This is a genomic window from Manganibacter manganicus, assembly GCF_002075885.1.
In the GTDB taxonomy this organism is placed as follows: domain Bacteria; phylum Pseudomonadota; class Alphaproteobacteria; order Rhizobiales; family Rhizobiaceae; genus Mesorhizobium; species Mesorhizobium manganicum.
The window spans coordinates 1-11,239 of record NZ_MDET01000044.1 but is presented as its reverse complement, the minus strand read 5'-3'; the positions used below and the strand labels follow the sequence as shown (position 1 = coordinate 11,239).

11 protein-coding genes and 1 pseudogene are annotated in these 11,239 nt (G+C 62.2%); 6 read left to right on the top strand and 6 right to left on the bottom strand.

Features of this window, described 5'->3' with window-relative positions; all coding sequences use genetic code 11:
- Positions 1-26: 26 nt before the first annotated feature.
- On the bottom strand, positions 27-1,427 hold the full coding sequence (locus BFN67_RS19205; RefSeq protein ID WP_080919177.1) for an ISKra4 family transposase: 1,401 nt from the start codon (positions 1,425-1,427) through the stop codon (positions 27-29).
- A 144-nt stretch (positions 1,428-1,571) separates the two neighbouring features.
- Between BFN67_RS19205 and BFN67_RS19200 the strand changes: the two genes are divergently transcribed.
- On the top strand, positions 1,572-2,384 hold the full coding sequence (locus tag BFN67_RS19200; RefSeq protein ID WP_080919176.1) for a tyrosine-type recombinase/integrase: 813 nt from the start codon (positions 1,572-1,574) through the stop codon (positions 2,382-2,384).
- On the opposite strand, the gene BFN67_RS19195 is transcribed toward BFN67_RS19200, so the two are convergent.
- Positions 2,365-3,072: a plasmid pRiA4b ORF-3 family protein gene (locus BFN67_RS19195; protein WP_245295193.1), complete on the bottom strand. Its 708-nt coding sequence runs from the start codon at positions 3,070-3,072 to the stop codon at positions 2,365-2,367. The genes BFN67_RS19200 and BFN67_RS19195 overlap by 20 nt on opposite strands.
- Positions 3,073-3,086: 14 nt before the next feature.
- Here BFN67_RS19195 and BFN67_RS19190 point away from each other — a divergent pair, with 14 nt between their 5' ends.
- Together BFN67_RS19190 and BFN67_RS19185 are read left to right on the top strand one after the other, a co-directional pair.
- Positions 3,087-4,466, top strand: a complete 1,380-nt coding sequence (locus BFN67_RS19190) for an amidase (RefSeq protein ID WP_158083543.1) — start codon at positions 3,087-3,089, stop codon at positions 4,464-4,466.
- Positions 4,467-4,479: 13 nt separating this feature from the next.
- Complete coding sequence (locus BFN67_RS19185) at positions 4,480-5,466, top strand: 2-hydroxyacid dehydrogenase (protein WP_080921121.1); 987 nt, start codon at positions 4,480-4,482, stop codon at positions 5,464-5,466.
- Between the two features lie 231 nt (positions 5,467-5,697).
- On the opposite strand, the gene BFN67_RS24960 is transcribed toward BFN67_RS19185, so the two are convergent.
- Positions 5,698-6,051 (bottom strand): hypothetical protein, encoded by a 354-nt coding sequence (locus tag BFN67_RS24960; protein ID WP_245295344.1) that lies wholly within the window; start codon positions 6,049-6,051, stop codon positions 5,698-5,700.
- Between the two features lie 6 nt (positions 6,052-6,057).
- Positions 6,058-6,294: pseudogene (locus tag BFN67_RS25260) on the bottom strand (T6SS phospholipase effector Tle1-like catalytic domain-containing protein); the annotation flags it as partial.
- A gap of 67 nt (positions 6,295-6,361) precedes the next feature.
- Here BFN67_RS25260 and istA point away from each other — a divergent pair.
- Complete coding sequence (gene istA, locus BFN67_RS19175; protein WP_080921119.1) at positions 6,362-7,648, top strand: IS21 family transposase; 1,287 nt, start codon at positions 6,362-6,364, stop codon at positions 7,646-7,648.
- A complete protein-coding gene (istB, locus tag BFN67_RS19170) occupies positions 7,648-8,448 on the top strand; it encodes an IS21-like element ISSme2 family helper ATPase IstB (RefSeq protein ID WP_080921118.1) in 801 nt (266 codons plus the stop codon). Before istA ends, istB begins: the two co-directional genes overlap by 1 nt.
- Positions 8,449-8,462: 14 nt before the next feature.
- Here the strand turns inward: istB and BFN67_RS19165 are convergent, their stop codons facing one another.
- Together BFN67_RS19165 and BFN67_RS19160 are read right to left on the bottom strand one after the other, a co-directional pair.
- The gene (locus BFN67_RS19165) at positions 8,463-9,050 is read right to left on the bottom strand and encodes a phospholipase effector Tle1 domain-containing protein (RefSeq protein ID WP_080921117.1); all 588 of its coding nucleotides are present in this window, start codon (positions 9,048-9,050) and stop codon (positions 8,463-8,465) included.
- A gap of 199 nt (positions 9,051-9,249) precedes the next feature.
- Positions 9,250-9,921, bottom strand: coding sequence for a hypothetical protein (locus BFN67_RS19160; protein WP_139789263.1), 672 nt, complete (start codon positions 9,919-9,921; stop codon positions 9,250-9,252).
- A 140-nt stretch (positions 9,922-10,061) separates the two neighbouring features.
- Between BFN67_RS19160 and BFN67_RS19155 the strand changes: the two genes are divergently transcribed.
- Positions 10,062-11,209 (top strand): IS3 family transposase gene (locus BFN67_RS19155; RefSeq protein ID WP_139789152.1). Its coding sequence is split into 2 segments (ribosomal slippage): positions 10,062-10,311 and positions 10,311-11,209, totalling 1,149 coding nucleotides; the frame shifts between segments, so codons are not numbered across the junction.
- The last annotated feature ends 30 nt before the right edge of the window (positions 11,210-11,239 follow it).

Genomic DNA, 11,239 nt, shown 5'->3' with positions numbered 1-11,239 from the left:
GGGGACCATGAGGATTTGTGTGGCAGCTACGCTGCGGACTGGTTGTCGGAATTTCGGTGATTATCGTTTGCCATGCCAGGATACCACTTCTCGAAGGTCGACCGTAGCGAGCCGTCGAGGGTCTGCGTTCGCGTTTGCAGCAGAAGATGCGCGCCTGTCCGGCTCCATTGCATCTGCTGCTTCTTGGCGAAACGCTTGCTGACAACGGCGTTGACGGTCGCCTCGACGAAAGCGGATGATATCCGCTCTCCGGACCGGTAGCGTTCGCCATAGTTGATCAGGCTGGCGTGGTTTGATCCGATATAGAATCGGAATTCGCCAATCACTGTCAGAAACTTTTTCATGTTCGGGTAGTCGGTTTCCGTGGCTTCGGCATCGTCGAGCAGCCAATCGATCTCCTCACGCGCCCGGTAGGTGTTGCCATGCCACAGATACCATTTGATCCGGGTCAGCATGTCCAGCAGGCCGTTGCCGGCTTCCTTGTCATGATGGCGAAGGCCTTGGGCGAACTGGCGAAGCACAGTGATGCGCATGGTGATGTGGAACCAATCCAGGACATGCTCGCTGGCCGGGGCGATCATTTCGGCGAGCGAGCGAACTTCCTCGCCGCCGTCGGTGATGAAGGTAATATCCTGATTGGCCTGCACGCCCTGCTTTTTAAGATGGTCGAGGATTCGGCGCTGCGGCTTGCGGTCGTAACCATGAACGAAGCCGATATAGCGCGGCTCACCGTCCTCGGGCAGGGAGCGGCCGACGATCAGCTCGAAATTCTTCTTCCGGTCGTCACGATCCCGGATGTAGCCACCATCAAGGCCAATGACAATGCGGCCGTCGGGAATGGGCAGGTTCGTCCAGTCTTGCGGACACGAATCCTGCATGAAAGAGACGCGCTCTTCCGTCAGCTCCCGCTCAATTCGGGCAGCCGTTTTCAGCGCATGCTGCCGCACCGTCGTGGCGTTGATCCCGCAGTCGATCGGCAACACATCGGCCAACAACTCGGCTGCAGCGGCATATGGCACGAGCGAAGCCCAGCGCGTCTCGAGATACAGCCGCTCGGGTGCAATGTGATCGGGGATCAGTTGCCGCAACGGCGACACCGTGCCCGGCCCATTGCGTCCTTCACTTTCCGGCAGCGCGTATCGCGGACTCCTGAGCCGGACATCGCCGAACAGAGTGTGGAAGGTGACGGGATAGTATCCCTTGTGCCGCAACCGGCGGCCGTCCGTCTCACGGTTTTCCGCTAGCCATAGGTTCACCTGCGTCTCCACCATCTTCTGCTGAAGCCCGGCAAGCAGGGCTTTGCCCTCGGCGAGCGATAGGCCGAGATCCTCCGCACCCGTTGTGATCTTTGTCATGTCGGCGATGATCTCCCGACCGATCTCCTCGCCGTCGTCACCGATGAGTTCCATGACGATCCGAACCTGCATGCTGCATCTCCTTGCCGGGTTTTCCAGAACGGGCGAAGTGGAAAGCTCATCGCGTCCGATCCGCGTATTTCTGCCCTCCGCTTTCGCCGGCAACGGTGATATCTCTCACCAGTTAGCAATCCGAAAATCATCTGGTAAACCATCATGACCTCGATCGAGCGTGCCGCCAACGCCGTCGCCACAATCCTGATCCGGGAAGGGATCGACTACCTGCAGAGCAAAGCGGTGATCAAACGGGCCCGCGCGCAGGCCGGTCTTTCCGCGCCGCCGGAAAAGAGAACGTCAATCAACCGGCTCACGATCGAGGAAGAACTGGCTTTCATTGACCAGGCCTACGAGGCGAGCGGCGCGACGGGCCTGCTGCTTCAGACCCTTTTGGAAACCGGCTTGCGCGTTTCCGAATTCACCCGCCTGCGCATCGAGGATGTCAGCCTGGCAGAGCGCGTGATCGTCGTCGTGCGCGGAAAGGGATCGAAGCACCGGGAAGTCCCCATCCGGCGGGAACTGACACAGATGCTGCGGCTTCATATCGGCACAAGGCGTGCCGGCCCCCTGTTCCAGAGCCGGGAACGGGGCAAAGGATCGCTGCCCTATACCTACAGCCGCCAGCGCATCGGTCAGATCGTCCGGCAAGTCGCTCGCAAGGCCGGGATCACAAAGCGGGTCTATCCGCATCTTTTGCGGCACACGATGGCGACAAAGCTGTTGGCGCTCGGCATGGACATCACCGACGTCCAGCGCTTCCTCGGCCACGAAAACATCACCACGACACGGCACTATGCGGAAACGACCGCCGCGACCCTGCGCCGAAAGTTCGATCAGGTCACCGCGCCAGCGGCACGGTCGTTGCTCTCCGGCATCCGGCATGAGCGTGGTGACGACGTTGCCCTTCTCGCCGCCAATCTGCTGGCGAACAATCGCGGTTCAAACGGTGAAGTCATATCTGCTGATGCATGAGGGTGAGATGCTCCTCCTGCCGCAGGCGCTTGTTCACCGTCTGCCGCTCGAACGTCCTGCCCAAAAGAGCGTTGCGCCTGTCGATGCGGAGAAGCAGTTCCCGGAATTCCTCAGCCCGGTCGGGATCATCGAGGATCGCGAAGGATCTGGTCTCGCTGATGTCCGCGAAGAACTCCAGCGCACTGGCGAGGTCCTCATCCAGTCCAAGTCCGAGCGCTTCATCTTCCTGCAGGATCCAGGCCTCAGGCCCGTCGCTATCCTCCGGCGGGCAAGTTCCGGCACCGCCGATGCAGCAGGGATAATGGATTTGCGGCTTGGCGGCGCACTGATGTTCCAGCCGCACCTCATGCTCCCACGGAACATTGAGATCGTATTCGTACAGGAACCGGCTTCCGGTGCGCAGCTTCAATGCGTCAAGTCCGATGTCCGGCGGTTCCGCAGTCAATTCCCATGAGCCATAGCGGACCGTGTGCACGACAAACTGGTAGAGATGGATGCCTTCCCAGCCCATCGCGACCTGAAGAACGCCGTGAAACTCGCGCAAGGTCATGGTCGCCGGCACCTGCACCCGCCGCCAAACCATCGGGCTCAGTCCCTTCAGCCAGATGCGGAATTGCAGGACCGTCGGCGTCGTGTCCGGCGTCTGGGCACCCTCGGAACGCCGGCTCGACCGACGCGGTGGTTTCAAGATGGCTGGCCTCGGTGAAAATCACCGCCCACCCTATACCGATTTTACCCCAGGGACGGCACCGCCACACAAATCCTCATGGTCCCCAACTCTGCCTCGACCGGATCGAGGAGCTCGATCCCGCCCTATCGGCCTTCATAACGGTCACGGCGGATCGCGCGCGCGACGACGCCCGGGCGGCGGAGGCGAGGATCCTGAGAAGCGGTCCCAAAACCCCGCTCGACGGCATTCCGATCGCGCACAAGGACATGCTCGATACGGCCGGCATCGCGACGACAGCCCACTCGAAAACCCTGCAGCACAACGTGCCGACGCGCGACGCGACCGTCGTGGCGCGGCTGGCGCTGGCCGGGACGGTGATGCTGGGCAAGCTCGCCACGCTGGAATTCGCCCTGGCCGGTCCGTCCTTCGACCTGCCCTGGCCGCCGGCGAAGAACCCCTGGAGCGCGCGCCACTTCACGGCCGGGTCGAGCAGCGGCACGGCGGCGGCCATCGCGGCCGGAATGATCCTCGGGGGCACCGGCTCCGACACGGGCGGCTCGATCCGCGCGCCGGCCGCCGCCTGCGGCACGTCCGGCATCAAGCCGACCTATGGCCGGTGCAGCCGCACGGGCGTGATCCCGCTGGCGCCGTCGCTCGACCAGGTCGGACCCATGGCTTGGACGGCGCAAGACTGCGCGCTGCTGCTGCAGGAGATGGCCGGGTACGACCCGACCGACCGCGCCAGCGCGAACGTGCCGGTGCCGGACTTTTCGGCCCGGATCGGCAAGGGCATCCGCGGCCTGCGCGTCGGCCTCGTGCGGCATTTCCACGAGACGGACCTCCCGGTCTCGCAGCCGGTGCTGCGCGCGCTTGACGAGACCGTCGCCATCCTGCGGGGCGAAGGGGCCGACATCCGCGACGTCGTTCTGTCGCCGCTTCCGGACTATTCGTCGGCCAACAAGGTCATCATGAACTGCGAAGCGGCGGCGCTGCACGGGCAGACCCTGAAGACGCGTTTGCGCGACTATGGCGAACGCCTGCGCTACCGGCTGATGCTGGGCGCCATGCTGACCGGCGACGACTACATCGAGGCGCAGCTGCGGCGCCGCGAGCTCGGCCGGGAGATGGGCAAAGCCATGAGGTCGGTCGACGTCCTGCTCACCGCCACCGCGCCCGGCGAAGCGCCGTTGCTCGACGGGATCGGCCTCTGGGACGGCCTGGACAAGCCGAGCCTGGCCGTACCGTGGAACCTGACCGGCTACCCTGCCATCGCGGTCTGCATGGGATTTGGCGACGGCGGCCTGCCGATCTCCATCCAGCTCGGCGGCCGGGCGTTCGACGAGGCGACGCTGTTCCAGGTGGCGCACCTCTTGGAAACCGCCACGCCGTGGCGGGACAGGCGGCCGGTCTGAGCGGAGCGCCGCGATGACGATAAGGGCGAGCTTTCTGGACGACGTGCATCCGGGGGTAAAGGCGCTGGTGGAGGCCCACCTGCCGGAAGGGTGGGAGATGACCTTCACGCGATCGGCCCGCGAGGCAGACAGGCGCCGGGCCGCGGCCGGGACCGACATCGCCTTCATCATCGGCACCGGCGTCGACGCCGAACTGCTGGCCGCGGCACCCCGCCTCGCCTTCGTCCAGAAACTCGGATCGGGCGTCGACCGGATCGACAGCGCCGCCTGCCTTCGCCACGGCACGACCGTGGCGCGGCTGCAGGCCAGCAATGCCGCGCAAGTGGCCGAGCACACGGTGCTGATGATCCTGGCGGCACTCCGAAAGCTGCCCTATTTCGACCGCCGCACGCGCGAGGGCGCCTGGCTGAAGGAAGAGGGTCGCGGCACGCAGCGCCAGCTCGCCGGCAAGATGGTCGGCCTGCTCGGGTTCGGCGCCATCGGCCGCGCCGTGGCGAAGCGGCTGGCCGGCTTCGATGTCGAGCTTGCCTATTACGACCCGGCGCCGGCGCCGGCCGAACTGGAGCGTGAACTTGGGATCGTGCGAAGCGAGCTGGACGAGCTGATCTCCCGGTCGGACGTCGTCTCACTCCATCTGCCGCTCAGCGCGCAGACCCGCCATCTGCTCGACGGCAGGCGGATCGGGCTGATGAAGCGCGGCGTCACCGTCGTCAATTGCGCACGCGGCGGTCTGATCGACGAGCAGGCCCTCGACGACGCCCTGTCGCGCGGCCACGTGGCGGCCGCCGCGCTCGACACCTTCAGCGCCGAGCCGCCCGCGAACTCGCCGCTCCTGCACCAGGCCGGGATCGTGGCGACGCCGCACCTAGCCGGCGCGACCATCGAGAATTTCGAGGTGGTTTTCCGCCGCGGCGTGCGCAACGCCGAGCGCTTCCTCACGGGCGAGCCGCTGCCCGAAGGGGAACTGGTCGTCGGCCCGAGGCAGGACGCCAGGGCGTAGCGGTATTGGCCGGTAAGGCAGGTCGGCCGCGGCAACTAGGAATAAGTCACAAGCGCCAGACTGGCGCCGCTGGCTACGTCGAGCCAGCCCCTTCGTCTTGCGCAATCGACATCGGGCTGCGAGCCTTGGTTCCAGACTGCAATTTCTGCGAACAAACCGCGAAGACGGTAGGTGACGGACGACGAGAAAGACCGTGACCGAACTAGGCCGGCCTGCGAGTACCCCCCGACTTTAGAATGTGCAGCCGATTGGATTCGCTGTATGGGCATCGGTCGTCGCGTCACACTTTTCCCAGTCAAACCCATGCCGGGCAGACCATTCGAGAACATTCGGGGGTCTGTAGCTGCCGTTCCCTTGCATCCGTTCGAACACCGAGCGATCGATAGTTTCAAAAAGGTTACGGCTTTCAGCTCCGTCCACCAGCACCTTGCCACCACCGATCTGTCGGGAGAAATGCGGTGATACCCAGCGGTAAATCCCGCTTAGGAACTCGCCATGTGAGTCAGAAATTGCGGCTTCATGAACGTCATCCAACTGATCAGGTATGCGCCTAAACTCTAGACCAAGGCTTTCTGCCTTGCTCATGATCCAACGTAGCGGTCGCTGTGCCAACAGGTCGCTGAAGTACCCTCCTCCGACGTTTGCATGGGCACCTGGGAACCACCGTTGTTCAACGTTCTCAAGAGTGCGCTTGTTTTTCGTCGTAGTTTTGATTGTCCACAACGTCGGTGCAAATTTCTTCCGTAATTCGTCCACAGCAACCGCGTGATACGCATTCTGTATTGGTTCGCGTAGCCCTGTATGCATCCAGCTAAAAGTATTTGTCAGGCGAAATGAGAAATTGACCCCCGAACGAAACGAAGAACTGACCCCTCGTTTTTGAGAGGATCAGTAGATGCACGATGAATTTCCATCGAACCTCGCATTGTCGAAAACAGTGCGAGTTGAGGAGATGCGGTCGGGGGAAGAGATTTCAGCAATGGTTCGACTGCATGAGGTTGGCTGGGGAGCGAAGCGGATTGCGCAGGAGTTCGGCTGCGCGCGCAATACTGTTCGCCGCTATCTCCGGGAAGGCGGCGTTGTGCCATATCGCCAGCCTGTGCGCCGGACGGCCTTTGATGGTCTGGATGACTGGCTTCGAGAGCGTTTTTTCCGTCATGACGGCAACGCGGACGTCATTCGTCAGGAGCTGGCGAGCGAGCATGGCATCGTCATTGGCTTGCGCTCGGTGGAGCTGAGGGTGAAGTGCTGGCGCCGGGAATTGAAAGCACAGAAGCGGGCGACGGTTCGCTTTGAGACGGCGCCCGGTCACCAGATGCAGATCGACTTCGGCGACACGAAGGTGTGGATCGGGGGCGAGCGCGTGCGGGTCCATGTGTTTGTCGCCACACTTGGCTATTCCCGCCGGATGCATATCCGTGCCTCACTTCGAGAGCGCCAGACCGACTGGTTTGAGGGGATGGAAGGCGCATTCCTGCGGTTCGGCGGCGTCCCGGCGGAAGTCCTGATCGACAATGCGAAAGCGCTGGTCGAGCACCATGACGCGGTGACGCGCGAGGTGAGGTTCAATGCGCGGCTGCATGCCTTCGCCCGGTACTGGGGGTTCACGCCGCGGGCCTGTGCTCCCTATCGGGCGCGCACGAAAGGAAAGGACGAACGCGGGGTCGGTTACGTCAAGAAGAACGCGATCGCCGGCCGCCGGTTCGAGAGCTGGGCGGCGTTCGAGGCGCATCTGGACCGGTGGACGCGTGAGGTCGCCGACCAGCGTGAACATGGCACCACCGGCGTCGCGCCGGCGGAGCGTTTTGCCGCTGAAGCCAGGGCGCTACGTCCTCTGGCCGACCGCGCTCCATTCGGTCAGTTGCGGGATCTGGTCCGCAAGGTCCAGGCCGACTGCGCGATCGATCTGGACACGAACAGCTACTCCGTCCCCTGGCGCCTGATCGGCGAGAGCGTCCAGGTCGTGGTTCTGGCCGGCCGGGTGATCATCCGTCATGCGGGCCAGGTGGTAGCCGATCATGCCCTGTGCCGGGGGCGACGACAACGGATCGTGGATCGTGCTCATTTTGTCGGCGTCGCCGGCTTCGAAGGGCCGGTGCGCGCAGATCCCATCGAGGTCGCTCCAACCACCTTGCTACGGCCGCTTGCGGAATACGAAGCGGTTGTCGGAGGGGGCTGGTGATGACGAACGTAGATCACGATGTGCTCATCGCAACGCTCGATCGGCTGAAGCTGACGGCGATCCGCGACCAGCTCGACACGCTGCTGGATGAAGCGGCCCGCTCGAAAATGAACTTACGCGAAGCGCTGGCCTTCCTTGTCTCGCGCGAGATCGCTCGCCGTGACGAGAGGCGCATCTCCATGTCGAGCAAGCTCGCCCAGTTCCCGTTCGTGCGCGAACTGGACGGCTTCGACTACGAGGCGCAGCCCTCGCTGGATCAGGAGCAGATCAGGGAACTGGCAACCTGCCGCTGGATCGCCCATGGCGATACGGTCCTGTTCCTCGGGCCGCCGGGAACGGGCAAGACGCATCTGGCCGTCAGCCTCGGCCGCGAGGCGATCCGCCAGAATTACAACGTGCAGTTCGTCACGGCGGCGACGTTGGTGGCGATGCTGGCCAAGGCACACGCCGACGGCTTGCTCGACAAACAGTTGACGACCTTGTCGCGACCGAAGCTGCTGATCATCGACGAACTGGGCTATCTACCCTTCGAGGCCAACGCCGCCCACCTGTTCTTCCAACTCGTGTCTCGTCGCTACGAGAAAGGATCGATCCTGATCACCTCCAACCGCTCCGTGGGCGAATGGGGAAGCGTTTTTGGAGATCCCGTTGTGGCCACGGCGATCCTGGACCGTCTGCTTCACCACTCCACCGTGATCACCATCCGCGGCGACAGCTATCGCCTCCGCGAAAAGCGCCGGTCCGGCCTTCTGCAGAAGACCGGACCGGCGCTCGAAACCAGCGAAACCACAAACCAATGAAGGGGGTCAGTTCCTCACTTCGCCAAAGGGGTCAAATCCTCGCTTCGCTTGACAGTATTGGTGCTTACGCCCTCAAACGAGCCTACTGGAATACCAAGCGCCCCAACGGTATCCCACACGCCCACCATCTTGATATGGGAATGTACGCAAAACTGTCTAATCCACTGGTCTTCCAAAGTGAGATTAGCCTGTCCGTTCGCTGCGAGTCGGTCGAGTTCATAGAGGGTCGGACTCTTTTGCTGCTGATAGCGCGCGTACAGCTGGCCGATCCCTAATGGGCCGCCGGCACTTACTACGCCGTACTTTGCGATAAAACCAGCAACGGATCTTGCGGTAAAAGCACCGCGACTAAATCCGAAGATGAATATTTCATCGCCCGCCTCAAAATTCTCTACGACCCACTGGTAGGCCTGCAGTATGTTTTTCCCTAACCCCTTTCCGAATCCGCCACCCCTCACTCCTGCGACGCCTTCGTCATAGTACAGGCGCTGCTCGATATCGTTGCCGTCTTTGCGGTTGCAAAGAGCCTTCATTCTCCAAACGTTCGTGTTGGAACTGACGTCGTTCCACGTGCCGTCTAAGAACAATGCTAAGCGCTTCATTTTCTAAGTCCTTAGATCGAGTTTTCGCAGTCTATCACCACTACCTTATAATCAAGCGCACTAAAGTACTGAGTAAACAAGACGTTCGATAACCTGCATTTTCCCGGATCGTGAATTACGGATCTGCTGTCGGTTGGCCCAAGTGCATCATCAACTCAGCTTACACCTACACGGAACACTGTTATCGGACGCGGCTAAGCTAGACCTTTCGGTTGAGGATGAGCGTCTCACAGCTAAATGTCAGCTGGCGCGCATAGCGCTTGGACGCTGCCAGGACGGAGCGTTCCGTGACGCCTAGTGAGAGGTAAAGAACGTGCCAAACGGCAAGCCCTGCCTGGATCATCAGCTTTCCGTCCGTCATGGAGGCGAACGGCGGCGGGTATTTGTAGAGCGCCCATGCCGCAAGTGCGGCCGCGATGTTGATGCCGATAGCGTAAGGCTTCAGCCCGAGGAGATTCCGGAGATAGCCATATGCAATGTTCTCGTTGAAAAGGATCCGGAATTTCTCGGTGTCGTAGGTGTTGAGCCTGAGGTAGTCGTAGCATGCCGCATAGAAACTCCGTGCTGCTGCGGAATCCTGTGTTTCGCTTTCGCGGGTTGGAGCGGCAATTCCAACCTGTGCTGCTAGAAACTCACGGTAGCGGGCTTTGGTGGCCTGCTCGATCGTCGTGTCTTCAAAGGTCAGTTCACGGTTCTCATGCCGCCCTCCGGTCGCCTTGAGCATGCGGGCTTCGACGTGCTTGCCGGCACGCCTCGCCAGATCAGCGGCAGCGAAGAACAGCACGCCGATGGTCATGGCGGTGATCGCCTCCGGGAAGCCCGGGTCAGTCCAGCTGCCGGCCATGAGGAACAGGGACAGCGCCGGCGCCATAGCGACAAGCGCAGGGAAAAGCCGGGCCTTGATCGAATAGGTGTCGAGAAAGTCCATTTAGGTGCTCGCGGGTTCATGCTGGCCTGCTGCCGGTTTCGTGGACACCGAGATAAGGTGTTTAACGGAACTGGAGAGAGGGAATGCAGAGAAGGAAGTTCAGCCGCGAGTTCAAGCTTGAGGCAGTGAGACTGGTGAAGGATCGGGGCGTTGCGGTTGCGCAGGCCGCCCGTGATCTGGATCTCCATGAGAACGTGCTGCGCAAATGGATCAGGGATCTTGCTGCCGATCCGCAGCATGCCTTTCCCGGTCATGGCCAGATGAAGCCGGAGCAGCTCGAGATCGACCGGCTGCGCAAGGAAGTCGCCAAACTGAAGGCGGAGCGCGACATCCTAAAAAAGGCCGCAGCCTACTTCGCGAGGGAAGCGATATGAGGTTCGCTTTCATCGCGAGGCACCGGGGCATCTGGCCGGTGGCATGGCTGTGCAGTGCACTGGATGTATCCCGCTCAGGCTTCCATGCCTGGCTCAACCGTAGCCCCAGCGTCCGCTCGCGGCACGACGAGATACTCGTCTCCCGGATCGACCGCAGCTTCAAGAGCAGTGACCGCACCTATGGCGCCCGTCGTGTCTGGCATGACGTCCTGGCCGAGGGTCTGTCCTGCGGCCTGCATCGCGTCGAGAGGCTCATGCGGGAGAACGGGTTGCGTGCCCGGCCGCGCCGCCGTGGGCTGCCGAAGGACGCCGGCGAGCGGACCGCCGTCTCGGACAACCTCCTCGACCGCGCCTTCGAGGCATCGGCTCCGAACCAGAAGTGGATCGCCGACTTCACCTACATCTGGACCGCCGAAGGTTGGCTCTACGTTGCCGCCGTCGTCGACCTGTTCTCCCGGCGCGTCGTCGGCTGGGCGATGAAGGCGGAGATGACGGCCCAACTCGTCACCGACGCCCTCATCATGGCGATCTGGCGCAGAGGAAAACCCGATAGCCTGCTTCATCATTCGGACCAGGGATCGCAATACACCAGTGAGCAGTTCCAGCGCCTGATGGCTGACCACGGCATCACCTGTTCGATGAGCCGGTCGGGCAACGTCTGGGACAATGCTGCGATGGAGAGCTTCTTCTCGTCGCTCAAGACAGAGCGGACGGCCCGCAAGGTCTACAGGAGGAGGGACGACGCCAGGGCGGATGTGTTCGATTACATCGAACGCTTCTACAACCCTCGGCGACGGCACTCGACACTGGGCTATCTCAGCCCCGTCGAGTTCGAGGAGCAAGCTATGTTAGCTTAACCTGGTGTCCGAAAAACCGGCAGCAGGCCA

Coding starts and splice junctions, on each gene's coding strand:
- istB (WP_080921118.1), top strand. CDS start 7,648: ATGACGAACGTAGATCACGATGTGCTCATCGCAACGCTCGATCGGCTG.
- BFN67_RS19200 (WP_080919176.1), top strand. CDS start 1,572: ATGACCTCGATCGAGCGTGCCGCCAACGCCGTCGCCACAATCCTGATC.
- BFN67_RS24960 (WP_245295344.1), bottom strand. CDS start 6,051: ATGAGCAAGGCAGAAAGCCTTGGTCTAGAGTTTAGGCGCATACCTGAT.
- BFN67_RS19185 (WP_080921121.1), top strand. CDS start 4,480: ATGACGATAAGGGCGAGCTTTCTGGACGACGTGCATCCGGGGGTAAAG.
- BFN67_RS19205 (WP_080919177.1), bottom strand. CDS start 1,427: ATGCAGGTTCGGATCGTCATGGAACTCATCGGTGACGACGGCGAGGAG.
- BFN67_RS19165 (WP_080921117.1), bottom strand. CDS start 9,050: ATGAAGCGCTTAGCATTGTTCTTAGACGGCACGTGGAACGACGTCAGT.
- BFN67_RS19160 (WP_139789263.1), bottom strand. CDS start 9,921: ATGGCGCCGGCGCTGTCCCTGTTCCTCATGGCCGGCAGCTGGACTGAC.
- istA (WP_080921119.1), top strand. CDS start 6,362: ATGCACGATGAATTTCCATCGAACCTCGCATTGTCGAAAACAGTGCGA.